Source organism: Oceanobacillus sp. CFH 90083 (assembly GCF_009389585.1).
GTDB lineage: Bacteria > Bacillota > Bacilli > Bacillales > Amphibacillaceae > Oceanobacillus.
The window spans coordinates 57175-83161 of the sequence record NZ_VIYG01000002.1 but is presented as its reverse complement, the minus strand read 5'-3'; the positions used below and the strand labels follow the sequence as shown (position 1 = coordinate 83161).

Annotated in this window: 28 protein-coding genes and 1 pseudogene; 24 read left to right on the top strand and 5 right to left on the bottom strand. The window is 36.3% G+C overall.

Annotation, left to right across the window (positions count from 1 at the left end):
• Positions 1-10 precede the first annotated feature (10 nt).
• From FLK20_RS02970 to FLK20_RS02955, 5 genes and pseudogenes are all read left to right on the top strand, one after another.
• Positions 11-400: a hypothetical protein gene (locus FLK20_RS02970; RefSeq protein WP_152655079.1), complete on the top strand. Its 390-nt coding sequence runs from the start codon at positions 11-13 to the stop codon at positions 398-400.
• A gap of 525 nt (positions 401-925) precedes the next feature.
• Positions 926-1036 (top strand): annotated as a pseudogene (locus FLK20_RS21795) (DNA/RNA non-specific endonuclease); the annotation flags it as partial.
• A 370-nt stretch (positions 1037-1406) separates the two neighbouring features.
• Entirely contained in the window at positions 1407-1688 is a 282-nt protein-coding gene (locus tag FLK20_RS02965; RefSeq protein ID WP_152655078.1) for a YwqI/YxiC family protein, read from the top strand.
• Positions 1689-1725: 37 nt separating this feature from the next.
• Positions 1726-3732, top strand: a complete 2007-nt coding sequence (locus tag FLK20_RS02960; protein WP_152655077.1) for a ribonuclease YeeF family protein — start codon at positions 1726-1728, stop codon at positions 3730-3732.
• 11 nt (positions 3733-3743) lie between these two features.
• Positions 3744-4097, top strand: coding sequence for a hypothetical protein (locus FLK20_RS02955; protein WP_036074807.1), 354 nt, complete (start codon positions 3744-3746; stop codon positions 4095-4097).
• 321 nt (positions 4098-4418) lie between these two features.
• On the opposite strand, the gene FLK20_RS02950 is transcribed toward FLK20_RS02955, so the two are convergent.
• Positions 4419-4619, bottom strand: a complete 201-nt coding sequence (locus FLK20_RS02950; protein ID WP_026089141.1) for a helix-turn-helix domain-containing protein — start codon at positions 4617-4619, stop codon at positions 4419-4421.
• 164 nt (positions 4620-4783) lie between these two features.
• Between FLK20_RS02950 and FLK20_RS02945 the strand changes: the two genes are divergently transcribed.
• From FLK20_RS02945 to FLK20_RS02935, 3 genes are all read left to right on the top strand, one after another.
• A complete protein-coding gene (locus FLK20_RS02945; RefSeq protein WP_227994833.1) occupies positions 4784-5053 on the top strand; it encodes a recombinase family protein in 270 nt (89 codons plus the stop codon).
• Positions 5054-5124: 71 nt separating this feature from the next.
• Positions 5125-5370, top strand: coding sequence for a hypothetical protein (locus tag FLK20_RS02940; RefSeq protein WP_227994832.1), 246 nt, complete (start codon positions 5125-5127; stop codon positions 5368-5370).
• Positions 5371-5384: 14 nt separating this feature from the next.
• Complete coding sequence (locus tag FLK20_RS02935; RefSeq protein ID WP_152655075.1) at positions 5385-5846, top strand: Imm30 family immunity protein; 462 nt, start codon at positions 5385-5387, stop codon at positions 5844-5846.
• A gap of 294 nt (positions 5847-6140) precedes the next feature.
• Here the strand turns inward: FLK20_RS02935 and FLK20_RS02925 are convergent, their stop codons facing one another.
• Positions 6141-7481 carry a DUF5068 domain-containing protein gene (locus FLK20_RS02925; protein WP_152655074.1) on the bottom strand — a complete coding sequence of 447 codons (1341 nt, stop codon included), beginning with the start codon at positions 7479-7481 and terminating at the stop codon, positions 6141-6143.
• Between the two features lie 242 nt (positions 7482-7723).
• Here FLK20_RS02925 and FLK20_RS02920 point away from each other — a divergent pair, with 242 nt between their 5' ends.
• Positions 7724-8371, top strand: a complete 648-nt coding sequence (locus FLK20_RS02920) for a DUF443 family protein (protein WP_152655073.1) — start codon at positions 7724-7726, stop codon at positions 8369-8371.
• 93 nt (positions 8372-8464) lie between these two features.
• On the opposite strand, the gene FLK20_RS02915 is transcribed toward FLK20_RS02920, so the two are convergent.
• Positions 8465-8872 (bottom strand): hypothetical protein, encoded by a 408-nt coding sequence (locus FLK20_RS02915; protein ID WP_152655072.1) that lies wholly within the window; start codon positions 8870-8872, stop codon positions 8465-8467.
• A 486-nt stretch (positions 8873-9358) separates the two neighbouring features.
• On the opposite strand from FLK20_RS02915, the gene FLK20_RS02910 reads away from it, so the two are divergent.
• The 11 genes from FLK20_RS02910 to FLK20_RS02855 all read left to right on the top strand — a co-directional run bounded on the left by FLK20_RS02910 (position 9359) and on the right by FLK20_RS02855 (position 19989).
• Complete coding sequence (locus tag FLK20_RS02910) at positions 9359-10009, top strand: DUF443 family protein (RefSeq protein ID WP_152655071.1); 651 nt, start codon at positions 9359-9361, stop codon at positions 10007-10009.
• 208 nt (positions 10010-10217) lie between these two features.
• The gene (locus FLK20_RS02905; protein WP_152655070.1) at positions 10218-10859 is read left to right on the top strand and encodes a DUF443 family protein; all 642 of its coding nucleotides are present in this window, start codon (positions 10218-10220) and stop codon (positions 10857-10859) included.
• Positions 10860-11056: 197 nt separating this feature from the next.
• Positions 11057-11710 (top strand): DUF443 family protein, encoded by a 654-nt coding sequence (locus tag FLK20_RS02900; RefSeq protein ID WP_152655069.1) that lies wholly within the window; start codon positions 11057-11059, stop codon positions 11708-11710.
• Between the two features lie 50 nt (positions 11711-11760).
• On the top strand, positions 11761-12477 hold the full coding sequence (locus FLK20_RS02895; protein ID WP_152655068.1) for a hypothetical protein: 717 nt from the start codon (positions 11761-11763) through the stop codon (positions 12475-12477).
• A 231-nt stretch (positions 12478-12708) separates the two neighbouring features.
• On the top strand, positions 12709-14292 hold the full coding sequence (locus tag FLK20_RS02890) for an ATP-binding protein (RefSeq protein ID WP_152655067.1): 1584 nt from the start codon (positions 12709-12711) through the stop codon (positions 14290-14292).
• Between the two features lie 26 nt (positions 14293-14318).
• The gene (locus tag FLK20_RS02885) at positions 14319-15017 is read left to right on the top strand and encodes a response regulator (RefSeq protein WP_152655066.1); all 699 of its coding nucleotides are present in this window, start codon (positions 14319-14321) and stop codon (positions 15015-15017) included.
• A 99-nt stretch (positions 15018-15116) separates the two neighbouring features.
• Entirely contained in the window at positions 15117-16793 is a 1677-nt protein-coding gene (locus tag FLK20_RS02880) for an SLC13 family permease (RefSeq protein ID WP_152655065.1), read from the top strand.
• A 630-nt stretch (positions 16794-17423) separates the two neighbouring features.
• Positions 17424-17822, top strand: coding sequence for a polyprenyl diphosphate synthase (uppS, locus tag FLK20_RS02870; protein WP_152655064.1), 399 nt, complete (start codon positions 17424-17426; stop codon positions 17820-17822).
• A gap of 34 nt (positions 17823-17856) precedes the next feature.
• Positions 17857-18690: an ABC transporter ATP-binding protein gene (locus FLK20_RS02865; protein WP_194165505.1), complete on the top strand. Its 834-nt coding sequence runs from the start codon at positions 17857-17859 to the stop codon at positions 18688-18690.
• An 11-nt stretch (positions 18691-18701) separates the two neighbouring features.
• Entirely contained in the window at positions 18702-19406 is a 705-nt protein-coding gene (locus tag FLK20_RS02860) for an ABC transporter permease (RefSeq protein WP_152655062.1), read from the top strand.
• A gap of 322 nt (positions 19407-19728) precedes the next feature.
• The gene (locus FLK20_RS02855) at positions 19729-19989 is read left to right on the top strand and encodes a cyclic nucleotide-binding domain-containing protein (RefSeq protein ID WP_152655061.1); all 261 of its coding nucleotides are present in this window, start codon (positions 19729-19731) and stop codon (positions 19987-19989) included.
• An 82-nt stretch (positions 19990-20071) separates the two neighbouring features.
• Here FLK20_RS02855 and FLK20_RS02850 read toward each other — a convergent pair whose 3' ends face one another.
• Together FLK20_RS02850 and FLK20_RS02845 are read right to left on the bottom strand one after the other, a co-directional pair.
• Positions 20072-20620 (bottom strand): GNAT family N-acetyltransferase, encoded by a 549-nt coding sequence (locus FLK20_RS02850; protein ID WP_152655060.1) that lies wholly within the window; start codon positions 20618-20620, stop codon positions 20072-20074.
• A gap of 218 nt (positions 20621-20838) precedes the next feature.
• On the bottom strand, positions 20839-21783 hold the full coding sequence (locus tag FLK20_RS02845; protein ID WP_152655059.1) for a C40 family peptidase: 945 nt from the start codon (positions 21781-21783) through the stop codon (positions 20839-20841).
• A 573-nt stretch (positions 21784-22356) separates the two neighbouring features.
• On the opposite strand from FLK20_RS02845, the gene FLK20_RS02840 reads away from it, so the two are divergent.
• From FLK20_RS02840 to FLK20_RS02825, 4 genes are read left to right on the top strand one after another with little or no spacing between them, the layout of a single operon-like run.
• Positions 22357-22866, top strand: a complete 510-nt coding sequence (locus tag FLK20_RS02840) for a hypothetical protein (protein WP_152655058.1) — start codon at positions 22357-22359, stop codon at positions 22864-22866.
• Positions 22867-22877: 11 nt separating this feature from the next.
• The gene (locus FLK20_RS02835; protein ID WP_152655057.1) at positions 22878-23906 is read left to right on the top strand and encodes a TFIIB-type zinc ribbon-containing protein; all 1029 of its coding nucleotides are present in this window, start codon (positions 22878-22880) and stop codon (positions 23904-23906) included.
• Positions 23903-24679, top strand: coding sequence for a TPM domain-containing protein (locus FLK20_RS02830; RefSeq protein ID WP_152655056.1), 777 nt, complete (start codon positions 23903-23905; stop codon positions 24677-24679). Before FLK20_RS02835 ends, FLK20_RS02830 begins: the two co-directional genes overlap by 4 nt.
• A gap of 41 nt (positions 24680-24720) precedes the next feature.
• Positions 24721-25770 (top strand): SPFH domain-containing protein, encoded by a 1050-nt coding sequence (locus FLK20_RS02825; protein ID WP_152655055.1) that lies wholly within the window; start codon positions 24721-24723, stop codon positions 25768-25770.
• Positions 25771-25987: the final 217 nt, after the last annotated feature.

Genomic DNA, 25987 nt, shown 5'->3' with positions numbered 1-25987 from the left:
TGATAAATCAATGAATCGATTAAAGTATTGTTTTCTTATAATTATCATGATTATTCCTGTAGGTTGTAGCACTATAATAACAGAAGAAGATTTAATAGGGGGAGAGTGGGTAGCAACAGCAGGGTATAAGGATGGGGAGCCAGAAGGAGAGGCAGATTGTTTTGATATTGTGAGCCAAGGCTTGGAATTTAAAGATGAAAAAACGGTGTATTCGAAAGGATATGAAAGTGATTTTAATTATGGATTAGAAGAAATAGAGGGTGGGCTTACTATTTATCTTGAACGGAATAATGGTAGTATGCATCGAACATATTTTATCGAAAAGATAAGTGAAGATGAATTTGGTCTGAAAGGGAGATTATTTTTTGAGGGACAGAATTGTTATTTTGCACGCCAATAAGAAAAACTAAAAAGTAGAGATGTACATATGATAGAAGTTGTATAATGAAAACTATTAATCGCCAGGGTGAAAAGAAGCTATTTTCATAGAGTTTTCAAAAAGGTCATGTTAAATAAGCCTAAGCAATCAAATTTTAAAATTTAATATCTTAGGCTTAAGTTGAAAAAAATAGAATACTTCAAGGTAGTTACTTCGTGTTTTTGACAACGATACCAACGATTGATGTGTCGGCAGATTAAAATGGTATAAAGATATATGTACGATATGATGGCCCAGTGATGATCATCAATTACTAAAGATTTGTTTCTCTGAACCTTTTAAGAAATAGGAGCTTATCCTCTTTGGTGTTCGCATGATTTGTTCGACCGTATTTAGCAGTCAAACTAGAAGTTTTGTATGTATTTTTTGTACCACATGCTAGGATGCACATTCACTTTTGACGATGTGGTGTGTGATTGTAAATTCAGGTGCAGAAAGTATCGCTTATAGAGAACCAGGGGAATCTATGCGGCTGGAGCAATGGTAGCGGATAATCTGGTATTGAAGCAAGGAACGAGAAATTTGGAAATGCAGAGACAAGCAGGGAGAGATGACCGTTTACCAGATGATGACGGAGGGCATTTGATAGGGACGCAGTTATGGTTTCCATAATCTTCGAGACGGCGTCGATCCGTCAAAAGGGAATAATCGCTATGGTTTGGTTAGAAAATCCTTGGAATTTGGGGCAAATACGCTAGATGTGCCCGTCATTTCTAATCGTTCTTGAATAATTCTTCCGGATTCATTTTATTCTCGAAGTCAAGTTTCTATCATTCATATGACTGATGTTGAAAAGGGTAGTTTGAACCGGGTCATAAGGCTCTAAATTGTTTGGGATTCTTTAAAAATAGTTTCTTTAATCCCTTAGAATTAATAATTTGCATGTTTATACTATAAATAGATGAAAATAAGTTAATATTTACCATGAAATAAGTTATGTGTGCATGGTTAAACAAGGAGTGAAGGCATGACTGAAATAAAATTAAACCGTGGTCCAGTCGAACAAAAGTTTCAAGATTATGAACATGTATTAGCTCAAGTAAAAGCCAAAGGACTTGTGGACATCCGAGGTAAAAATAACTTGGATGCAGTAAAAAAAATGAACCAGTTAAATCAACGAATCGAACAATTAACTGTACTGTTTCAACACGTTTCGGCGAAGCATATTACTTCTGCATTAAGAGCATTGGATACATTGGAGGAAAAAGAAAGAATGGCAGCACAGGGAATTAAAATGATCAAATCATGATTTTAGCGATAGCAAGGGAGGGATAGGGTAAAGGGTTATGAAGACATTAGAAGCATCAACGATTCACGAAGGTATTGAACAGACGACAAAGCTTTTGGCAGAATTAGCGAATCAAGTTATGGAAGTTCAGGGGAAAATAACCGGAATACTGCAAACAGAATCGGATTTTAGTGGGCAAACAGCTTCATCGATCCGTGCATTTTATCAGGATATCCATTCACCACTAACTGTGTATTTAGAAGGAATTGTCCGGGAATATCACCACACATTACAGCAAATCCAACAGTCGTTGTATGAATTTGACAGCTCGGAGCAGGCCTATGTTGATGAAGAATTTCTTCAATCAGAAATGAAATCACAACTCCAAAAAGTAAAAGAACACACCGTGCAGTTAACGGATGAAGCCAATGAGCTTTTGCGATCAGTACAAGATATTATCCATTTATCGAATGTCTCGGATGAGGAAATACTATATAATGTGGATAAAACAGAAGATAAAGTGAACAAAACAATTGAAAACCTGTACCAATTTGATCAGGAAGCAACCAACAAGTTAACAACAACAGAAAAAGATTTTGACCTCCTAGAAAACTACCTTAAAGATATCCAGTCGTTAACGGGAGATCATCAGTTGATTGTAACGAGTTACAAAGCGAATTCAATAAAGCAATTAGATGTCCATCAGGAAATGATTGCAGGGCTATTCCAAAAAGCTATTCCGAAAGAATATGTGATGGACATTCTTACCGCAATAACAAGCTCTAGTTATCTAGCAATGGGATCTACTGCCGCATCCATTGTCCGAAACGAATTTAATGATAAAATGAGTATGACGATGGACTATCGGATGCGGGCTTTGGGTTACTTTTTGTATAATACATCGCCTGTTATGCTAGAAGATCAATATAATAGTCTTAATGTTACCACAGTAAGCACTACGTCTGTACGAGATTATAAAGGTGAATATTACGGTAATTATTTAACCCTGCAAGATGGAAGAATTGTTCGCTCTTTCATGGATCACGATGAAGTTATGAAATATCAATTCGTGGAGAAAATTCCTGAGGAGAGATTAAAGCCACCGGAAGTGGAGGAAGAAGACTTCTTTACGGAACTAGGTAAGAGTTTCAAGAAGACCTTTGACAATACAGTAGAGTTAGGGAAGGATACAGTTACTGGTTTTGGAAATCGTCTAGAAGAATTAAACGATAACAAGATGAATTCATTTTATGACTTTTCGAATTATCTAACGGTAGGTGCCTTAGATACCGGAAAAGATACGTATAGAGCCATGGTTGGCTATGGTGAAAATATGCTTAACTCTCCAGCAGACTTTGCTAATTGGTTAACAATGGGAGGAGTAGACACAGCGAAAGGTGCAATTGCGCCAGAGGATCCAAATTCCAAAGAACATATAGCAGACGTACTCTCCATGGGAATGTTGATGTTTATTCGTAAACCAAATCCAAGTCCAGACGTTCCATCACCAAATAGTAAACCATCGGGCTCACAAGCTGTGCCAAAGACTGATAACAATACAAATTCTTCCACTGCCGCAGCAAACAGTTTTGTACCTGATGGTGGGAGATTACCAACACTTACCAATATACGTGAATGGTTTCGTCAACAAATGCCAGAGATTGGACTTGTGCAGGATGCTACTGGGGCTTATCATTTAGTTAGGACAGATGGTGGTGGAAAGAGTAGTGGTGGTAGTTCAACTAAGGATAGTGGAAGTGGAGATAAGGGTACAGGTAATGGTGTAGGTAATTTTGTAGGAAAAATTAATGCCAATAATATTCCTAACATGACTAAAAATGATATATTAGAGGGGTTACCAAGTAATTGGAAATACACTGAGAATAACGGTTTTGTTCATATTAGAGATGCTAATGGAAATGTCCGGATGAAAATTGACCCTCCTGACAAAGTTACAAAGTATGACCATGTTCATATTTTTGATGAAAGTGGTAATCCGCTTGATGTAAACCTAAACGTTGTGGATAGAAAAAGCCCGGATGCTCATATTCCATATAAAAAGTGAGGTGGAGTAACTTGAATGCACAGAAAATACTAAATGAAATTGAAGAACTGCATTATTGGGATGCTAGAGTACTGCAAATGGAGTCCAGTTTTTTTGGAGATGAACTTAGAATTGTATTTGAAGACACAGATTTTAATGTAATCTTACTTTTTACTGGATGTTCGAAATTCTCATTTGTAACAAGTGTTGATGATAGATTGAAACCCTTAAAAGAGTTAACGAAAACTCAAATTCCTTATTTTATTCAGGATGTTGAGATTACAGATGTACAGATTGATGGAGAAGATATATTAAAATGTAATATCTTTATGCCGCCTTTAAATGTAGAAGTTGTTTGTAATACTATACTAATTGAAAAAGAATAATAAAAGAACCTTGATTTGACTAATTGAGCCTATCAAGGTTTCTTTTTTGGTGGTGGGGATACCCAGTGACAAATAGTTCAATTGTTATGCAGAGAATATGAGTAACTCCTGTAAGCCCCATATTAAGTTTTTACGAATTATATAGTGCGTACAATACCTTTAAAACGTATGTCCTATTTACTCTTTATTTTGTTAAGCAAATAACCATAATATCATCAGTTACCACCATTTCTATTCTCCAAAGCCATACCTTCGCTTTCTCCCTGCCTTTAAATTTTTCGCAACTTGGACGTACATAGAACGATTGCTAGTACAAGAGGACTACTCCACCTCGATTAACTCCTGAATGTCGATGTCTAACACTTTGCATACCGTTTCTAATGTTGATAGATAAACTCTGTCTACGTTGTCTGAACAAAGATGACTAATTGTATTAGGGCGCAGCCCTGTCATTCGTGCTAATTCACGCTGTGAAAGGTCACGTTCTTTAAGGATTTCCTTTAGTTTGATTGAAATTGGCATGGTATTTCCCTTCCTCTGTTTATGTTACTTTTACGATACACAATAAGATTGTATCGGTAAAGGGGTTGAATGTATCGCTAAAGCCGCATACAATGGATTTATACTAAATATAGCGGCTAAGCGTTACGTTAATCCTAATTAGCGTAACGGAGGGGGAGAACATCATGAATGTTATCGGATATATTCGAGCCCTTGTCATAGATGATAGACAAGCCAAAACCGTTCAAAGAGTGTTTGACTTAAAGGAAATGTATCCTTTATGGTCTTTAACTCAACTAGCGGAACAACTGAATGAAGAAGGGCATCGAACAAAACAAGGAAAATTGTTTACGAAAGTCCAGATCAAACGGATTTTAGATAGAAAAGCGTTTTATAGTGGGTTATATCACTATGGAGACATAACAGCAAATGGCAAACATCAAGCCATTTTATAACGGTTACAGATCATATGCCTTCTGCTGCTAAGATGAAACAGGCAGGAATAAAGAGAAGCGATGGTGTTAGTATGAATATGGAACAACCCCATCCTGGAGTAGGTGGTAGGCATAGAGAAACATATACTTATGGTTTAAGTGGTAATAAATTAGAAGAATATTTAAACCTAAGTTACCGTGATGCCCTGACTCATGATATATTAGATGCAAAAAGGATATATATGAAGCAAGGTGTCTACACACCTGAAATAAGAGCAGGACTATTAAATGCGATTAGAAAGAATAGAGAGTTATATCCTGAATTATTTAATAAGTAAGTGGGGTGGAGTGTATGGATGTGAAATCAGAATTAAATAAAATCTACACAAATAGACTTTTACAATCTCAAGAAGAAATAGACGCATTTGAAGAAGCATTAGGTAATCTCATTGGTTTAGAGGATAAATCAGTTATTACCGAATTATGTATGGGATTTGACGATGATACAGAACAATATGAAGTAATGTTCGGATTAGTACATGGCATAGAGCATCTCTATAAAGAAAAAATTGAAGAGGGATTATATTTAATTGCTATAGCTGTCCCAAGTGTTATTGATAGGGCAAGAGAATGGATGGAAGTTTTACATTACAGAATTTTAAATCAGGAACAAGTAAGAAAAATATACGGTAGTGTGCTATCTAAGCTAGATGACAATTCAAATGAGATCATAATGAACTTATTAAGGGATATAAAAAGTGAAGACCCAGATATGTTTAGCAATTCTGTAGATGAAGTATTAAAAGCAATATAATTAAAACCACCTTAAAGACTGAACTGGAACCTGTAAAGTAGACAATGAACAATAAAATATTTCTACTTAAGTCTGACACTAAAAACTAATTGTGTCAGGCTGTTTTACTTCTTTCATATTTATGATGTTTTAGGTTTTCCAATTTTTAAGGGTGATGATGTTAAGTTTACAATGAAGTTGGATGAAAGTTTACACTCCCACATTGAATTAACCTTCAAATTCATACCATAAGATACAAGAAAAAAAGGCTAATGGTATGTCTGATATATGCACCGTCACCACTAGCCTTTTTACTTATTTCAAATCAAATGTGATAACATTCCCCTTAGAAATATCTTCAGCATCTGTGTTTCTCATTGGCCCAATCTCTATTTCCATTTCTTTATCTTTCCAAATTTTTTCATACATTTCTTTATCCAGTAAGAAGGTTTGTAATAATTCTCCCTGCTCTCCGGCTGGAAGCCCTTGTTGAAATTCATAAGGGCTGAGCATCCCTTCATTACGTATGTATTGCGAACCGTCATTAAGAAAGATTCGTGAGGAAATGTTATCTAAACCAATTTCTTCGTCACTCTGGTTGTCAATTTCAAATTTGACAGTAGCGACTACAATATTATCCGGATCATTATAGCGCGGAGCTTCATCAGCATTAGGCGTAAAATCAACAAATTGATATCCATCCAATGTAACAGTAACATCACCTAAATCATCACTAGTACTGAGGGCTTCTTCTTGTTCAATCATTTCTTTCTCGCCCAAGTTTTCTGCGCTAATTTTATCCTGATAAAAATTTTGATCATTAGTCTCAGCTTGTGTTTGAGCACTATCAGAGTCTAATGGGAGGGTGAATTGACCTTCTGTTCCAATACGAGTGGAATATTCGTTATACTCTGTAGTCGGAGCAGGAATCAAAACAGTAACGTTTCCCTCAGATAAAATGGTTTCCAATTGTTCTTCTCCAAATGGATAAGCAAGGTAACCTGTCAATTCTTCACCAGCTTTAATCAGGTTTTCATTACTGGCAGGTAATTTTTCTGAGAATTGCTCTTCTAACGGAATAAGCTCACGATAATTGCTATGATATTTTGTTGAACCAACATAATCCACATTTAAGGTAGGTAAGAAATGTAAATCTTGATCAGAATCGTTTGTAGCAGTGTATTTTGCTAGAATAACTCCACCATCTGTTTGCTCATCAAAAGGAATATCAAAGTTTCTATGGAAATCTTTTAACTCAACTAATTGATAAGCATCGAGTGACAACGTGAGCCCTTCCATTTCATGTGATTGTACTTCATCGCTTTCGAAAAGGAGTGTAGCAGTGCCTTCTGTTACTTCTTCCATAGCCTCGACTAAAGCATCGAAGTCTGAATTAGAACTGGAAACTGACTGTTCTTCATCTCTTTCTGAATCATCTGTTTCTTCCGAGTCAGCAGCACTTTCCTTTGTATCTCCATCCTCGTCGGTATCTGCTTCCACTTCTTCATCTAAAGCAGCATCCTCGGTTTCTGCTTGCTCTTCATTTTCTGTTTCATTTTCTTCTGCATTTGTAGCATCTTCTTCATTCGTAGATCCACAGGCAGCTAATGTGATTAGAAATACAGTAATAAGAAGATAAAGCCTTTTTTTTAACATGTAATACCTCCATATTTTCAAATATATATAATCATAACATAATTTAATATGTTAAAAAGTGAAATTTATAAAAACACTTTATTAATAGCGTGTTTTATTTTGATTTTGTATGAAATTAGTATGAAAATACCAAATTAGTTTGAAAAATATTATAATCAATATAAATAATATTTCGATGCTCTTGTTAAGGATACCGATTTTAAATCATATTAGGAAACAGAAGATGGGGGTAGGTGGTGAAAATGAAAGCAAGTGTACAAATTATGTATAGAAAGATAAGATATAATTTAATAACTTTAAATGGGGAGAATTATATATTAGATAAGGATAACCCGAAATGGATTATACTCGTACCTTTTTTATTTTGGGTTATTCCGCATAAGGCTTATAAAATAGACAATCAGAACACAGTGGATACGCTAGTCCATGAAACTACAAACAAAGGTGGAAATGCTATTAATGTTTTAGCTATAGGTCTCTCATTAGTTATTGCAAATTTAATACGTCCGATAATGAATAGTTTTAATATAGAGATATCTACGTTAATTGCTTCTTTTATAGTAATATTTATAGCTCTATTGATGTTTTTAATAAGAATGTCTATTTTGAAAAAAAACCAGCAAAAACTGTATTCACAAGTCAAATCTAATTTGAACAATACAAAACAATTTTATATTAAAACAAAGTCTGTCAAATTCTTGTTAATTTATATTTTTTGCTATATGTTCATTTTAACTTTTGTAATTAATTGTGCACTTATGTATATCGAGTATGGTAACTCTATCATTCTATTAATTTATACAATGTTAGTATTCCTATTTTTTATGGGGAATTTATTTACTGTCACTCCTGGAAAAGTAGATGTTAAGATAAAACAAACTAATTTATAAGTTTTCTGGAACAATGTTCAAATCAATTAATGTATTAGGACAGATCCTCCACAGACTGGTAAGAACGTTAATTCCTTACCAGTCTACATTTCATTACAATCCAAATTCGCTTGGATAATCCTCACGATTCATCGTATAGATAATTTCTCCTGCCATATCTTCAAAATCATCTGCATAGTTAGTCTGTTTGACAAAGTGAGCATTATTTTCATCGTCTTTATTTTCAAAAATAACATAATGATTGGCACCATCAACTTCCACTCGATAGTATCTGGTAGAGTTCATAATTCCTGCCACATTCTGATTGATTTCAAACGTTTCCTCATTACCGCTTTCATCAGTGATTGTTAAGATTTTTTCTTTTGAAAAATGAAGCATGGCGTGCTCTCCTGTATCAGACAGTGCATACCAATCACCAGCATATCTATCAGATGGTTTACAGCTTGCTAATAGAATAAGTCCGAATAGAAAAATTGCTGTCTTACGTAGTTTGTTTGTCATATGTATGCAATCCCTCCCTTCTTATGAAGTGAAATTTGCTTTCTTTTAAATGAAGATATCATATAAAAGCTTCAATAAATACAATTAATTAACAAGATATTATACAATATGCATTATAAGCAAAATTATATAATGATACAAGAGGAAGATAGGAATAGAGGTTGGAAAATAGATTTGTTATTCATTTTTCTTACGATATAGCTATAATTTAGATTTTAGTTGAATAAGTGAGCTCTTTACGTTGAAGTTACTAGATAATAAAGTTGAAACAATGTCACTCATATTGATAGGTTATTTACATAAAAATGGTTCATTTTACAATGAACCAAATAGATAAAGGTATGGCTTTGGATAAAAGAAAAAGTTAATGATGGATTAAATACAACCGGTGAAACTTTTAGTAGTGGACTTGATGCTATTAATCCATTTAGCTAGTTTTTATGGAAGCGTAAAAAGGTTCCATTAATTTAGGAGTGAGACTATTAAATGTATTGCAAAGCACAAGGAGTATACAAAAACCCAAGGTATAAAATTCTGACCATTAATGAGCAAAAATATATCCTGGATATGGGAGGAAGATCATTCTGGAAAATTTTATTTCCATTTTTTTATTGGATACTCCCAAATACCGCTTATAAAGTGAATGATTTTGAAACTATCGAAAAAATAAAGACACCAGAAGTAGAGCAAACAGATACAGGGTACCTGAGCGTCTTAGGAGGGCTTGTGGCAATATTTCTAGCAAATCTATTAAGGCCATTGGCAAATGTTTTTAATATCTCGAGTTCCCCATTTATTAATTTAATCATTATTATGATTGTTTTGTCACTCGTATTATCTGTTTTTTTCAAAATTAATCAAAGAGGTAAAAGAAGAATGAACCGAGTGGCGGACATCGAACAATATCCAGTAAAACAACTATGGGTCAAGCCGAAGTCATACAAGCAATTTTTCTTTATTATATTTACCTATTTATTTTTTCTTGGTTTTACTGTTTTGGCATATTCAGGATTTATTTACACAGGGGATGTAATGGTTCTTTTTATGGGCACACCTATTTTATTAGCATTACTGTCTATTAATCTAGTAATTATTGTAGGCGATATCAAAGTAAAATTTAAAGATAATAAAGAATAGGAGGGGTGTCCCTCTCATCTACACCAGTAGGTAGGGCAGGAGAACAAGTACATAAAAGTGTAATTTGGAAGCGGATACATTTAATGATGAGTTAAATACGATAGGTGAAGCTTTTAGTAGCGGGTTTGATGCTATTAATCCATTCAACTAGTTTATAAGCATATAAATGCCAAAATAAGATGTCTAATTGTGGGAGTGTGACAAATAAATGAATGGTAAGGTACAAGGAGTATATAAAAACCTAAGATATAGAGTTCTAATAATAAATGAAGAAAGATATATCCTTGACCTAGGTAAGTCGTTTTGGAAATTTTTAATTCCATTTTTTTACTGGATATTTCCGAATACTGCTTATAAGGTGAATGATCATGAAAGTATAGAAAAAATAAAGACGCCAGAGGTAAAACAGGATAAAAAATCATGGAATGGTGTGTTAGCAGGGGGGATCGGTGTAATTATAGCCAATCTATTACAGCCTTTGGTAAATTACTTTGACATTGAAAGCACTCCATTAATTAATTCAATAATTGTAGCAATTACTTTGTTAATTACACTATCCGTATTCTTCTACATAAATATTAGAAGTAAAAAAAGTTTGTTGCAAGTGGTTGATCTGGAACAATGTCCAACGATAAATGTGTGGATTAGGCCACAGTCATGTAAGCATTTTTTCTTTATTTCGTTTTTCTATTTATTTTTCCTGGGATTTACTATTCTAAGCTGGAGTGGATTTATTCAATTGGCAAATGCAGTAATCCTTTTTGTTGGAATGATCTGTTTGTTTTCAGCATTATTGTTTAGTGTATTGGCAGTAGCAATAGGTGATAATAAAGTGATATTACAACAGTAACATTTAAAAATTGATTTAAAGGTAGTTTAGGTGGACGTGACCTCGACTTTCATAATGTAAAGTAACGCTCAGTTTACTAGGGAAATATTAAATACACTAAACAAAGAAGCCGTTTTTTATACCAAGTATGCAAAAAGATTTTGAAAGGCAATTGAGTGGGGAATTTGATTACGGCGAGTTGAGAATGGAGGCAATTAATGAACTTCGAAGTACAACGTTTAGCAAAAAACTTACGATACCGAATTTTAATAATTAATGATGAACAATACATCCTGGATATGGAGCGGTCCTTTTGGAAAATTATCTTTCCATTTCTTTTTTGGATGGTACCTAGCCCTATATTTAAAGTTGAAGATCAGGATATTGTGGAACAGTTAAAGACATCAAAAAAAGAAAAGGCGGAAAGCTCAACGATCATATCTTTAGGTGGATTTGCATACGCAATCGGTATCCTTTTAGCTCCGTTAATGGGTTATTTTGAAATTCCGAGTTCTCCACTTGTAAACATTTTGCTTCTTATGCCAGTTTTAATAATCGTGGGCTTTATCTATTTTTCTATCAGTCATAAACGTAAAAAAAAGATGGAAAATGTTATTAAGCTTGAGGCATTACCAAAGTATAAATTATGGATTCGGCCAAGTTCGATGAAGCATTTTCTTAAATTTATATTTGCTTATATTTTTCTTTTAGGAATTGTTCTACTAAACTTTCTACTGTATATTCAGTCAAGCAATATCATGATATTAATCATTGCATCAGGCTTTTTCTTCGTTCTATTAATTGCCAATCGTGTTACGGTTGATGAAGGCAATACTACTGTAAAATTTAAAGAGAATAAAAACGCAGTTTAAGCTCTGGATAAAAATAGTGAAACAAGAATAGATGAAGGGAGGAAAAACAATTGATGGAAAAGATTTCTTTATACGGCACTGTCATTCCGATAGCTTTAATTTTACTATTGGGTTTTATTATTATAGGAGGATGGAAATTTTTATTGCTGCTTGCAGTAATTGCTGTGGTTGGTAAGCTGTTAAGCAAGTTTTTGTCGGATGCATGGGTTAATCCTATTTTATTTCTCCTGCTTATAGCTGGAAGCCATTATTTCATTCAGGATATTTATGTTACCATGATTGTGACTTTCAGTGCGATTCTAGTGATATTAGCAGGGAATTTTATTAAAAATAAGAAAATAGAAAATGTATTGATCTTTATCGTGATGATTTCAACTGGGATCATCATTGAATTTTCCGAGGACATTTTTCATAAAGAGGTGGAAATTTCCGGAGAGGGGCTCCATCGTGTTGAACAGGAATTTGAAGCAGCAAATGAGGCAGTTGAGAATGCTATTATTACGATAGAAGAGGAAGACAAGCGGATTACTTTGTATTTTTCTACAGATCGGTTTGAATCGATGGACGAAGTAAAGGAGATGGGAGAGACCTTTGCTGAAATGGTAAGTATAAAAGTTAGTGAGACACAAGAAATAGAAGGACCTGATAAGGAGAGTTATGGAGAACTCTTTCAAGATTATGACCTCTGGATCTACGCAGATGATAAGGAAAGTGGAGAGCTTAAAACAGGCGTCAAAGTAACAGATTCAACAGAAATCTTGTGGTAAATATACGAGACAGACTAGATTCAAACAGTAAAAAATGAATTATAATAGTTTTATTTTAACAGTAACAAAGAAAGGAAAAATACATCTGACTTACTCCCTAGCCTTCCATTTTATGATATTATTTTTCCATACATATAAAATAAACGAAAGTCGAGAAAGCTTGCCCCCAATACCTCAACTAAAAAGAGATTCCAGGCAGCTTTTGCTTCATAGAGAGGGGGATAAGCCGGGATGCGGAAAAAGAGTCTGCCGTTAAAGCTGCAGATGATGTTGTTCACTAGTGGCCTAATTTGTTTAACATTGCTGGTTACCGGTCTGTTAATCGGATATAATCAAGCATCAGAAACAAAGGAAGCGCTTGCTGATAAAGCTGCCTTGAGTGCGAGCCATTTTGCTCGTATGCCTATCGTTCCTGATGCCCTTGAAAAAGGAAAGGCTGACGAAAGACTGCGTGCCATTGCAAGAGAGATTCGTGAAAGTAATAATTTACAATATATTGTGTTGATGGACATGGAAGGAATTCGTCTGATGCATCCTGTTGCTGATCGGATTGGCGAACATTTTGTTGGTGGAGATGTAGATGCGGTGTTTGAAGGACAGCGCTATACCTCCGAGGCAGTTGGTACATTGGGTCCGTCGATGCGGGCTTTTGAGCCGGTTTATAATCAAGATGGCATGCAGATTGGGGCGATTTCTGTAGGAATTTCAACAGAGGTTATTAATCAAGCGGTATGGGATAGTGTGAAGATAACCATTCTGGGAACCGTGGTAAGTCTTGTCCTTGGTTTAGTTGGTTCCTACTTTTTAGCAAGAAGGCTGAAGAAAACATTGTTTGACCTGGAGCCTCAAGAGATTGCTTATATGATGGAAGAACGAGAAGTAATGCTCAATAGTGTGAGTGAGGGAGTCATTGCCATACATACAGACTACCAAATTATTCTTGCTAATCCATCGGCAGAAGCGCTGCTGGAGCGTGCCGGTTATCATGGAGATATTATCGGCAGGAAAATAATAGATGTTTGGCCAGAACTCTCAACAGAAGTATTATTAAATGATGAACAGGCTGTCTATGATAAATCCGTTCACTTTGGCAATCTGGAAATGATTACGAATAGTGTTTATTTTAAAGTAGATAAAAATGATGTTGGTGCCATCATCACTTTTCGAGATCGAAATGAGCTGGATGCTGTGATGAAGAAGCTGTCAGGAGTGGAATCCTATGCACACACACTGCGGATGCAGACACATGAATTTATGAATAAGCTCCATATTATTGGAGCAATGGTTTATACAGAATCTTATGAGGAGCTTGCAGAATATGTGGATAGTCTGTCAAGGATCTACCAGCGGGAAACGGGAATTATTTCCGCACATATCGATGATGTAGCTATTGCCGGCTATTTATTGACTAAATTAGAGCGGTTGGAGCAGCTGCAAATTGATGTAGATATTCAGGGAGAGAACAAATGGCCGAGCCTTTCTGACCCAATTGCCGTGGATCGCTGGATTACGATTATTGGAAACAGCCTGGAAAATGCAGTAGAGGCGATGGTCGGGCAGGAAGAAAAAAAGATTACGTTGGTTTTTGATGTTTTGGACGGAGCGTTATTCTATGAAATTTGTGATAATGGAGCTGGTTTTGATGTCGGAGAATTACCTTCTATATTAGAAAAGGGTTATTCGACAAAAGGATTAAACCGTGGATATGGGATGACAATCATGATTAATGCCGTTAAAGCAGGAAAGGGAACTTATCATATTCAATCTGAAATTGGTGCAGGTGTTTGTTTACAAATTAAAATGCCATATTTATGAAATGATGAAGAGAGGGATAATTCACCATGATACGTATAGCCATTATTGAAGATGAGCCGCTTATTTCTAAATTTCATCAGAAGTATATTGAAAAAATAGACGGGTTTTGTTGTGCAGGAAGTGTAGAAACTGTTGAGGAGGGTCTCGAGCTGGCAAAGCAGCCCGATGTTGATTTAATTTTACTGGATGTCTATTTACAGCAAAAAAATGGTTTGGATCTATTAAAGCAAATTCGTTCGGAAGAAATGAATGTAGATGTTATTTTAATTACATCCGCCAATGATCAAGAGTCATTAAAAACAGGCTATCGCTATGGTGTAGTGGACTATCTTTTGAAGCCATTTACCTTCGAGCGTTTCCGGGAGTCGCTTTTACGTTATAAGCAGACGGTAAGAATGACTGAAGGAAAAGTGCATCAAGCGGAGGTAGATCGTTTATTTCATCCGCGTGAACAGACAATCTTGAAACCGGAGGATCTGCCAAAAGGAATTACCAAAGAAACATGCCGAAATATTTTAACAGTAATGATGGAGCATGAGGACTGGCTATCTGCGGCAGATTTAAGTAGTTATGCAAAAATTTCACATGTTTCTTTACGGAAATATTTGCGTTTTTTTGAGGAAAAGCAGCTTCTTGAAAAAAATGTCATTTATCATAGCTTTGGGCGTCCGCTGCAGCAGTATAAGCTCTCTCAGGCAGGAAAAAACAATTTTCGTCAATTCTAGTTTCAATTAGTTAAAAAATATATACAAACCCGATAAAATAGTCGAAAATAGAAATACGCATTTGTAGTAAGCGTTTTCATGAAGAGAGGAGTATGATGTATGAATTATATAACATCAGCATGGAACGAGCTTTGGAGGCAGCATAAGCGTACAAAGAATTTATTAAATATTTTTGCCATTCATAAAAATGTTGCTGAAAAAGAAAAAGATATGGATAATCGTAAGCAAGCTTCAACAAAGAATCGTACAGGTCAAGGGCAGCCTGGCAATTCAGGGGAAGAACCGCCAAAGGTGTCTTATGCCAAGCCGCAATTAGTCGGCTTGATATTAGGACCACTATTATTTATTTTAACAATGCTGTTTTTTCAGCCGGAAGGATTATCAGCTGAAGGAAAGGCTGTTCTTGCCTCTACCTTGTGGATTGCGACATGGTGGATTACAGAGGCATTGCCTATTCCGGCTACTTCCCTTCTGCCGTTGATACTGATACCGGTAACAGGGGCAATGGAAGGCGGAGATGTCGCTTCTGCTTATGGAAATGATATTATTTTTCTATTTTTAGGTGGTTTTTTTATAGCAACAGCAATGGAAAAATGGGATTTGCATAAGCGTATTGCACTCTTTATTATTGCGGTAATTGGAACAAGTATACAACGGATCTTACTAGGGTTTATGGCGGCAACCGGGTTCATTTCTATGTGGGTTTCCAATACGGCTGCTGTTATGATGATGATTCCAATGGGGTTAGCGATTACCGTTCAGGTAGCAAGTGTTCTAAAAGGAACACCAGAGGAAAAAGAGCTTCCTAAGTTTGAAAAATCACTTATTTTTGGGATTGGATATGCGGGGACGATTGGCGGTCTTGGAACATTAATTGGAACACCGCCGAATATTATCCTGGCAGGGCAGCTTAATGAATTATTCGGTGTTACGCTTTCATTTGCAACATGGATGTTATTTGCTTTTCCAGTTGTTGTGTTTATGATTTTCTTTACATGGCTATATTTGGGCAGAATTGCATTCAAAACGGAAATTAAACAGCTTCCTGGTGGAAAAGAGTTAATTCAAAATGAACGAAGGAAGCTGGGTAAGACAAGCTATGAAGAGAAAATCGTTGCAATAGTGTTCCTTTTTGCAGCATTTATGTGGATAACAAGAGATTTCTTATGGACAGGCGGAATCATTAATATTCCAGGAATTTCTGACGGGATGATTGCAGTTGTTGCTGCCGTATTATTGTTTGCTATTCCAGCTAAAAAAGAGCTGCGCATCCTGTCCTGGAAGGATTCCCGTGATATTCCCTGGGGCGTATTATTACTGTTTGGAGGCGGACTGGCGATTGCAGCAGGCTTCACGCAGACAGGTCTATCTGACTGGCTCGGGCAGCAGTTAACGGTTTTAGATGGTTTACATTTACTTGTAATTATTTCTGCAGCTACCTTGCTGATTATGCTTCTAACAGAGATTACCTCTAATACGGCAACAGCGACCATGATTTTGCCGGTGGTTGGCGCGTTGGCTGTGGCTTTAAATATTCATCCATTTGCGCTGATGATTCCGTGTGCGATGGCAGCAAACTGTGCATTTATGCTACCGGTTGGGACACCGCCGAACGCCATTATTTTCGGTACAGGAAAGCTGAAGATTATTGAGATGATTAAAGCTGGATTCTGGGTCAATGTGGTAGCAACAGCTATTATTATTCTGTGTGTCTATTACCTTGTACCAGTAGTTTGGGGAATTGATTTATCTGTTATTCCTAGTGAATTTTTGTAAGAAATGAATTTGGAATAAGGTTGACTCATTGTGTTTCTATAAGTCCGCAGCATTTTTTGGTTTTTGAACATCTATAGATAATATAGATAAAGCCTCTTTGGAATAAATCCCTGAGAGGCTTTATCTATTATCACACAGCCCTGATGGTTTTGATGACCCGATTAATGAGTGAAATATGAAAACCCCACTGATTGAAGATTCATTTATTATAATTATTAAGAACGATTTCTGCGATGTCTTTCTTTGCCGCCCTTCATGGCATTTAATTCTTCTTTATTTTTCTTCTTCTTCTTTTTATTTTTATTGACACTCATTAAAATACCTCCTTTTTGGTTAGTATGGGCTAATTGCATATTTTTCATTCCAAATTACATAATAAGGAGTACTTTGATAAAAAGCTGGACGGGCTCCGATTATTGCCGGAGCGAGATTATCAGAGCGCGTGTCTACAGAGAATGCAGAACACCTGATAGAAATTATTAACAGTTATCGTTTATAATAGAAATGATACTACCCCTGCTCAGTTATTAGATTCGACTTTACTTGATTAAGATATTAGAAAATTAAATATAGTAGCACATGTTTGCTTGAAAAGATGTATACATCACTCATTTAAGGAGCTGTAAATCAATGAATGCCGATTATTGGACTAATATGATTCATATACCAAAGCACGTAGCAATGATTTGTGATGGAAATGGACGATGGGCGAAGAAAAGAAGGTTACCCCGAAGTGCAGGGCATCGTGCTGGTGTGAATACCGTGAAAGAAATGACAATTGAATGTAAGAAAGCAGGAGTGGAGTATTTGTCCTTATATGGATTTTCGACAGAGAATTGGAAACGCCCAATCAAGGAAGTAAACTATTTAATGCACTTATTTGTAAGCTTTTTGCTTGAATGGAGACAGGAAGCGATGGAAAATAATATAAGATTCCATCATATTGGCGATTTAAATGGACTGCCGGAAAGCTTAGTGAAAGAAATAAATGAGACCAACTTTAGTAATACATTTTCAAGCATTATATAAAGTGATGATGAAATGCTGCGATAAGGAGAATCACATGAATCAGCTTGTAGAATTAAAGAGTATTAACAAGAAATATGAAAAGAAAAATGTTCTATACGATATTTCGCTTAGCTTAAAAGAAAAGCAGGTTATTGCCATACTTGGAGGAAATGGCAGTGGCAAAAGTACCTTTTTACGAATTGCTGCAGGAATAGAGCGTCCGGACTCAGGGCAGGTATTATATGCTTCTAAAAGCATTCGAATTGGATATGTACCGGAGAGATTTCCTAAATACCTTCGTTTTACACCGGATGAGTATTTGCATTATATCGGAAGGATAAATGGTATCTCAAAAGCTGTCCTTAACGAGCGAATTTCCTCATTATTGTATCGTTTTGGGTTAAAGGCATGGCGTAATCAGCGTATTAGCGAGTTATCCAAAGGGAATATTCAAAAGGTAGGCGTTTTGCAGGCAATTCTTCAGCAGCCAGAATTGTTCATTTTAGATGAGCCGTTATCTGGACTGGATGCTGCTGCACAGCAGGAATTACTTTCTATTATCAGCGAATTAAAGGAGCAAGGAACGACGATACTATTAACCTATCATGAAGCTTCTATCTTTGAGGGAATGGCGGATCAAACATATTATCTGAAAGATGGATGCTTGACAGAAGAAGTGATGACAGAAAAAGAGGATGTGAAGCTGATTGAGATAACATCCTTCATAGGTATCGATGTGGCGGAGTGGAAGGAAATATTATATAGTGAAATAAGAGAAGATAGATTGCTGTTATATGTCAGCTCAAAAAACAGCAATCAGATTCTAATGAGGATTCTTGAATTGCAGGGAAGTATTGAATCTGTCAGCAGCACCGATTTTAATAGCTAAGGAGAGATTTTTTGAAAGAGGTCATTACATATAGTTTGCATGATTATGTACGCTCACATAAGTATTTTCCGCCGATTTCTACATATTTTGTACTCATTCTTGTCTTCTATACATATAAACCGAATCCTATTGTTGATAGTTATGCAATTACGGCATTATTTTTGTTTGTGATATCCGCCTGGTTGTGTATGAGTGTGCTGTCTTTGGATTCCCCTGTGCAGAGACAGCTGCTGATTTTACATTTAGGCAGCAGCTGTCAGTATTACCTGGCAAAATTAGTAACAGTTTGGCTGATTACATTGCTACTAACCGTATTTACGTTTCTCTATCCTATCATTTTCAATATGTTTTCTGGGACTGTTTCTTTTACCATTGGTTTTGTAACTTTCGCTAATCATGTTTTATTAGCTACTCTGGGAATTGGTATCGCCAGCTTTTTTAGCAAAGTGATGATGGAAAGTGCCATCAATGCATATGGCGGTTTAGCGCTGACAATTATTCTGTCTATTACTGCACTTGGGATTCATGAAGCTTTGCCTGCATCAATCAGATATGTCACGTGGCTTTTACCGCCGGCGACAGTTACTCAACAACCGCTGATTCAATGGGAAGGAGACAGCCTGTCTCACTTATCCTATCTGTCATTTATATGGATTGTTATTTATGCTGGTGTAATCATTCTATTATTTCTAATCTTGGCAAAGAAGAGACGTTAATCTATGCTTTTTTTCTGGTCGTTACGTTCCATTGCAGCAGGTTTTATACTGCTCAGTTTTGTTATGAGACTGCCTAAGAGAGGCTATTATCAAGAAATCGAAGGCTAGTATCTATGTTCAAATAGATTTAAAGGATCAAAGGATTATTAACCAATTAGTCGTCCATCAAGTTTTTGAAAAGGGAGAGCAGATTATTACGCCGGATGGAAATCCGCAATTAGTTGCCATCGCCCGCGGCAATATGAAAGTATATCAGCTTTCAGCAGCCGGAAGCGAACAATTATTAAGAGTGGTCTGACCGAACGGCTATGAAGGTGAAGGTTTGCTGCTAGGAGCCCGAAATGAAAATCTATTTGGGGAAGCAATGCAAAAAACGGAAGTATGCCTGCTAAAACAGGAGGATTTTCAAAAAATATTATTACAGTATCCGCAATTAAGTTTGAAGCTTTTAGAAATCAGTGCCCAAAAAATGATGGAAAAAGTGGAAAATCGCTTAATGACATATCTTCTTGATTTATATAAAACCTCTGAATCAAGGCAAGTAGAAATTCCTATGAAAATGAAAGAACAGGAAGTAAAATAAAAATTCATGATAAAAAGGGTATGGAAAATCGTTTATCATAACTAAAAGACGGGTCTGTCTCAAGCAAGACCTGTCTTTTGCATCAGGATTCGCTATAATGCTCCTGTTCCCATTCCTCACGCAGCATTCCCATACGAATCGAATCATAATATTCGCCATTATAGTACCGGACCTTGCGAATCCGTGCTTCCATTTGCATACCGAGCTTTTCCGCAACACGAATCATCCGCTGATTGCCGGACCAGGTTGTTAAACCAATACGAACCAGCGGTAACTGGTTAAAAAGATGGTTAATCCATAATTTCAGAGCTCGTGTGCCAATACCGTTTCCCCAGGAATCTGCTTCATGTAAGACAATACCAATCTCGATCCAGCAGGAAGGTTCATGCTCCCAATAATAAGAAATGGTTCCATGGACATTTCCATCAATTTCTATAACCCAGTAATTCTCACAAGCTATCCAATCCGCTTGTTCCGATAAAAAAGCTTCATATGATTTTGTCTGATGTGGAAAATAGGGGGCATCCCATTTCTTCCATTCAGGTTTTTCTTCTTTGAAAATTAATTCCCATAGACGTGGCAAATCTTTTTCCTTAATAGGGCGAATAGTCAGGTTTCTATCTGAATACATAAATTTATAAATCTCCTTTTCACTTCATTTTATCCGTCTTTTTCATATAAAAATGATTGAAAAGGGAAAATATCTCTACTTTCCAATCACCTGCATAACCTGTTTCATTTAAATCAGCTCCTTTAGATTGAATGATATCTATTATATTATAACAATAGATAGTTAGAATAGTAGACATAAAAAAACAAGCGTAATTATTCACGCTTGTTTTTTTATAATTATTGGAATGATTTAGCTCCAAGATAATGATTTTGCCAATAGTCAATGCTCATATCAGCTACAACCATTTGACCACTGCCGCTGCTTGCGTGGATCATTTGATTGTTACCAATGTAAATTCCACTATGTGATGCACCAGGTGTATCGTAAGTTCCTTCAAAGAAAACCACATCACCAGGGCTTGGAGAATCTACATGCACACCGTCATTTGCCCACATTTCAGCATGTGTACGGGAAACACTGATGCCTACTTGTTCAAATGTATAGTTAATCAACCCACTGCTGTCTAATGCAGAAGGATTTGGATCTCCTGGTGTATATGCTCCAAATTGATAAGGAATTCCTAATGCACTTTCAGCTGCCGCAACGATATTTGCTCCACTCGCAGATGGCGTTTCTGATTCGCTGGAATTACTAGATTCCCCAGAGTCATCAGAGCTGGAATTATCTACTTCTTCAATAACAATGCCGCTTTCACTGGATTCTGAATTAGTGGAGTCTTCTGTAGGCTGCTCAGAAACTGAATCAGCAGGAGTATCTAATGCAGCAGCAGTATTAGGTCCTACAATACCATCTACTTGTAATCCTTGATCTGATTGGAAATTCCTTACGTCTTGAGCAGTAAGCTCACCAAAAATACCATCTACATTACTGGAAGAGTAGCCCAGATTGTGCAGGGCGCTTTGTATATTTTCTACGTTTGAACCTGAATCACCTTGTTGAATAAGAGAAGAATTAACTGTTGCAGATGGCGTTTCTTCCTCAGAAGGCTGTTCCTCCTGTATTTCAGGGAGAATACTTTCCTCGTAGGTGATATCTCCGGCTGAAGATCCTTCTCCCGCATTTGCAAATACACTGGAGCCTACCACTGGAGTAAGTGCAAGAGTTGTTGCAAAGGCAGTAGAAATAACATATTTTTTTGTATTAAGATTTAATGGTGCCAAAAGAATTCCTCCTTAGAATTTGTAGTATAATGTTGTTGAAAAATAGAAACCTATGTAAAAGATTTCGCTCAAACCATCGTGTGATTGTCCGTAAATCCCTCTATCATGATGTAATAGGGAAGTACAAATCAATGGAAGCAGGTGGGGACAACGGACGTACACACTGTGATTTCATTCAGCAATACTTTCGCTGAACTTTTATTTTCACTATGTACAAGGTAACATAGTGATATCACAAGAAGGTGACCATATTTTTAAGGAACCATAACAAATTATTAAAATATATTACATGAATCGACAAGTTCCAAGGCTTGTTTATTCAATATTATCAGGTTGTTTTACCGGATTTTTCATTTCATTTTCATGTCAAAATGCTCTTTGCGTTACAAATGTGTAAAAGAAATTTCAATTTTTAAAAAGATGATTAGAAATCTGAGAGAAAGCAAGGTATTCTTTAAGGTAATTAATAGTTTAGAAGCTTAGTTACAGATGTAAGAGGAGAGAAGGCATTGAAACCTTTTTCACGTTCATACGTACAACTATTTAAGTTAAGAAAGAAGGGAATGATTCAGAATGGGTTTTTTTAAAGGCTTTCATTCATCTGAACGAGAAGCAAAGAAAAATAGGCAAAACATGCGAAAGAGCAAAAAAGAGATGGATAGAGTGATGCGGGAAATGCATGCTAAAATAGATACCATTCAAATGAACATTACTAGGACAAACGAAAAAATATTTGCACAGGAAGAGCTGGCAGATAAGTTTACCAGATATGAGCAGAGCACAGAGCAGGCACATGAAAAAAAACGTTTTCAAATGCAAAAAGAAGCAGCACAAAAAGAAATTGAAAAATTACAAAAGCAAAAATATGATTTAGAAACGCAGCTGCTTCCTTTCCAGCAAAGCTATGATCGAATGACTCAGACATTTTCAGAGACCTTTGATCATCTTGATGCACTGGAGCGGGAGACAGCAGCAAAAGAAAAGGAAGCAGATATGATAAAATACACAAAAGCAGAAGAAGAGAAGATCCAGTTTGAGCTTGCTGAAGCAGAGGCACTGCTTGAATTACGGTCAGAAAAATGAGGTGAAAACAGATGCTAGTACATTATAAATGTCCCAACTGTGGTGCAGATATGGGGTTTGACAGTGCTTCTGGTCACTTGGCATGTGACAGCTGCGGGCATGAGGAGCATATTGATACTTTTGATGATGTCAATATTACACAGTCCTTTGAAGAGGATGAAGCGAAGGAATATCATTGTGAGAATTGTGGTGCGGTTGTTCTGACAGATGCAGATACAACAGCAACCTCATGCAGTTTCTGTGGTGCCGGAGTGGTACTTGCTGACCGGTTATCGGGTGACTTAGCACCTGCTAAAGTAATTCCTTTTACCATTAGTAAAGAGGAAGCGATGCAGGCATTTAAAAAATGGTGTAAAAATGGAAGGCTGACGCCAAAGGGATTTATGACCGCAGATCGTGTGAAAAATATTACAGGAATGTATGTCCCGTTTTGGATGTATGATTTAGTTAATGATGTAGATGTGAAGGCAACCGGAACCAAAGTGCGCAAATACCGGCGCGGGGATTATAATTATACAGAAACCAAGTATTATCAGGTTTATCGAGATATTGATATCAGCTATTTAAAAGTTCCTGTCGATGCATCGGAAAAAATGAATGATGAGCTGATGGATAAACTGGAGCCTTATGATTATAACAGGCTGGAGGGCTTTAAAACGCCGTATTTAGCAGGCTATTTAGCTGAAAAATATAATTATACGGATGACGAATTGTATGATCGGGTAAAGGCAAAGATTCAAGGCTTTATGGATACTTATATTGCTTCCACCATCCAGGGGTATAATTCTGTCAGCTACCAGCAGAAAAATATTCGCACAAAGAAGAAAAAAAGCTATTATGTTCTTTTGCCTGTCTGGATGGTCTATTATGATTTTGACCAGCAGGAGCATACCTTTGCAATGAATGGGCAGACGGGGAAAATTGTCGGCAAACCGCCGCTGAGCTATTCGAAGGCAGCTGCTTGGTTTTTTGGGATTTCCAGCGGATTGTTTGTTTTATTTAAAACGATAGCTATTATGCTGGGCGGTGATATTCTATGAGAAAGTATTTGATCACAGTCAGTAGCCTTTTACTTATATCTTTATTTATTATACCTGGTGTTTTTGCAGAGAAACAGTATATCTATGATGATGCAAATATATTTACGGATAACGAGCAGACAGATCTGGAGCAGAGAGCGGCTGAATACAGTGAAGAAAATGAAATCGATATCCTTATTCTAACGAAGAATGCTTCGGATGGAAGGGATATTAAACCATATATTCAGGATTTCTATGATGATATGAAGCCCGGTTACAATCAAGAGTATGGAGATACTGTTATTCTTGGTCTTGATTTTACCGGTGGTCCAGGAGATCGAGATTTATATGTGGCAGGTTTTTATGAAGGAGAAAAATATGTAAACAATGATCGTGCACAGCAAATAGTTGATCAGCTAATTCCAGATTTATCAGCAGATAATTATTATGATGCGGGTTTATTATTTTTTGAAAAAGTAGATCAATATATGGGTGTTAGTCCACTTGTAAATCCGGATGGTTTTTTACTTCAGACATGGTTTCATTTATTAGTAGCTGTTATAATTGGAGGAGCTATCGTTGGCTCAATGATTTTTAATATGGGTGGGCGTGTGACTGTTAATGCGAGTACGTATCTTGATACTGATAATACACGTGTAAAAAGTAAATCTGACAGATTTTTACGTAAATCTGTAACGAGAACTAAAATTCAAAAAAGTTCTGGAGGCGGTCGTGGTGGCGGCGGAATGACAAGAGGCGGGCATTCACACTCTGGAGCACGTGGGAAGTTTTAATTTATAGAGTCCCAGATAGAATAGAGAGGATGAACAAATTAATGGGTTTTTTTAGAGGACAATTAGCAAATGTTGTAGAATGGAAAGAATTTCGTGATGATATGATTTTCTGGAAATGGAATAATCGTGAAATTAAAAAAGGAAGTAAATTAATTATTTATCCCGGACAGGATGCTATCTTTTTTAACCAGGGTAAAATTGAAGGGGTTTTTAAAGAGTCAGGAGACTATGAAATTGAATCTGATATTATTCCTTTCTTATCAACATTAAAAGGATTTAAATTTGGTTTTAACAGTGGAATGCGTGTGGAAGTACTGTTTGTAAATACAAAACAGTTTACCGTAAAATGGGGAACGAAAAATGCTATTAATATTCCTTCACCACAGCTTCCAGGCGGTATACCGATTCGTGCCAATGGAACATTTCAATTTACCGTAAAGGATTATGTAAAGCTTATTGATAATATCGCCGGGGTGAAGAACAGCTATCTTGTAGAAGATATTCGTCTCAGAATTACCGCGATTTTAGACCAGTTATTGATGAAGTGGATTACTAAAGAAGGCAAGGATATGTTCAATCTTCAGGCAAACTCCTTTGAAATCAGCGAGGGAATCAAAGAAGATTTAGATAAACAGGTCAATCAGGACGGTTTTGAGATTACTGGCTTTCAAATTATGAGCTTTAATTATCCGAAAGAAATTCAGGATATGATTAACAAAACGGCTTCACATGGCATGATTGGTGATATGGGACGTTATAAAGATGTTGCTGTGACAGATGCGATTGCTTCAGGAAAATCAAATGGTGGCAACTCAGCCACTGATATGGCCGGGATGATGATGGGAATGCAGATGGCGAAAGAAATGATGAGCGGCGCAAATCAGCAAAATTCGGCGAATCAACAGCAGCAAAATCAGCAACAGAATCAAAGTGGGCAACAAAACCAAAATCAGCAGCAAAATCAATCAAATGAGAATCAGCAGACTGCAAATAATAATGGAAACGGATCTATTCCAAACTTCTGTCCGAATTGCGGAAGTAAAACACAGGGCATGAATTTCTGTGGGAATTGTGGACATAAGCTGGTTTAAGTACAAAAATAGATAAGGAAATAAGGATATTATCCTGAGAAGGTGGTATCCTTATTTTTAATATATAATGAAAAAGCTTGTTCACTTTCATCTATCTCCCAATATGATATGATTACATATGGATACTCCTGCCACTTCATTTTTTAATAAAATTTGAAGCGGGGATCTCTAACGAATCGGACGTGGATGTCTTTTTCGACTTATTGAGTTTTCATCT

What these genes read in the sequence shown, in the direction of transcription:
- FLK20_RS02970 (WP_152655079.1), top strand. Translation starts at nt 11, where the DNA reads ATGAATCGATTAAAGTATTGTTTTCTTATAATTATCATGATTATTCCT.
- FLK20_RS02965 (WP_152655078.1), top strand. Translation starts at nt 1,407, where the DNA reads ATGACTGAAATAAAATTAAACCGTGGTCCAGTCGAACAAAAGTTTCAA.
- FLK20_RS02960 (WP_152655077.1), top strand. Translation starts at nt 1,726, where the DNA reads ATGAAGACATTAGAAGCATCAACGATTCACGAAGGTATTGAACAGACG.
- FLK20_RS02950 (WP_026089141.1), bottom strand. Translation starts at nt 4,619, where the DNA reads ATGCCAATTTCAATCAAACTAAAGGAAATCCTTAAAGAACGTGACCTT.
- FLK20_RS02945 (WP_227994833.1), top strand. Translation starts at nt 4,784, where the DNA reads ATGAATGTTATCGGATATATTCGAGCCCTTGTCATAGATGATAGACAA.
- FLK20_RS02940 (WP_227994832.1), top strand. Translation starts at nt 5,125, where the DNA reads ATGAATATGGAACAACCCCATCCTGGAGTAGGTGGTAGGCATAGAGAA.
- FLK20_RS02935 (WP_152655075.1), top strand. Translation starts at nt 5,385, where the DNA reads ATGGATGTGAAATCAGAATTAAATAAAATCTACACAAATAGACTTTTA.
- FLK20_RS02925 (WP_152655074.1), bottom strand. Translation starts at nt 7,481, where the DNA reads ATGTTAAAAAAAAGGCTTTATCTTCTTATTACTGTATTTCTAATCACA.
- FLK20_RS02920 (WP_152655073.1), top strand. Translation starts at nt 7,724, where the DNA reads ATGAAAGCAAGTGTACAAATTATGTATAGAAAGATAAGATATAATTTA.
- FLK20_RS02915 (WP_152655072.1), bottom strand. Translation starts at nt 8,872, where the DNA reads ATGACAAACAAACTACGTAAGACAGCAATTTTTCTATTCGGACTTATT.
- FLK20_RS02910 (WP_152655071.1), top strand. Translation starts at nt 9,359, where the DNA reads ATGTATTGCAAAGCACAAGGAGTATACAAAAACCCAAGGTATAAAATT.
- FLK20_RS02905 (WP_152655070.1), top strand. Translation starts at nt 10,218, where the DNA reads ATGAATGGTAAGGTACAAGGAGTATATAAAAACCTAAGATATAGAGTT.
- FLK20_RS02900 (WP_152655069.1), top strand. Translation starts at nt 11,057, where the DNA reads ATGAACTTCGAAGTACAACGTTTAGCAAAAAACTTACGATACCGAATT.
- FLK20_RS02890 (WP_152655067.1), top strand. Translation starts at nt 12,709, where the DNA reads ATGCGGAAAAAGAGTCTGCCGTTAAAGCTGCAGATGATGTTGTTCACT.
- FLK20_RS02885 (WP_152655066.1), top strand. Translation starts at nt 14,319, where the DNA reads ATGATACGTATAGCCATTATTGAAGATGAGCCGCTTATTTCTAAATTT.
- FLK20_RS02880 (WP_152655065.1), top strand. Translation starts at nt 15,117, where the DNA reads ATGAATTATATAACATCAGCATGGAACGAGCTTTGGAGGCAGCATAAG.
- uppS (WP_152655064.1), top strand. Translation starts at nt 17,424, where the DNA reads ATGAATGCCGATTATTGGACTAATATGATTCATATACCAAAGCACGTA.
- FLK20_RS02865 (WP_194165505.1), top strand. Translation starts at nt 17,857, where the DNA reads ATGAATCAGCTTGTAGAATTAAAGAGTATTAACAAGAAATATGAAAAG.
- FLK20_RS02850 (WP_152655060.1), bottom strand. Translation starts at nt 20,620, where the DNA reads ATGTATTCAGATAGAAACCTGACTATTCGCCCTATTAAGGAAAAAGAT.
- FLK20_RS02840 (WP_152655058.1), top strand. Translation starts at nt 22,357, where the DNA reads ATGGGTTTTTTTAAAGGCTTTCATTCATCTGAACGAGAAGCAAAGAAA.
- FLK20_RS02835 (WP_152655057.1), top strand. Translation starts at nt 22,878, where the DNA reads ATGCTAGTACATTATAAATGTCCCAACTGTGGTGCAGATATGGGGTTT.
- FLK20_RS02830 (WP_152655056.1), top strand. Translation starts at nt 23,903, where the DNA reads ATGAGAAAGTATTTGATCACAGTCAGTAGCCTTTTACTTATATCTTTA.
- FLK20_RS02825 (WP_152655055.1), top strand. Translation starts at nt 24,721, where the DNA reads ATGGGTTTTTTTAGAGGACAATTAGCAAATGTTGTAGAATGGAAAGAA.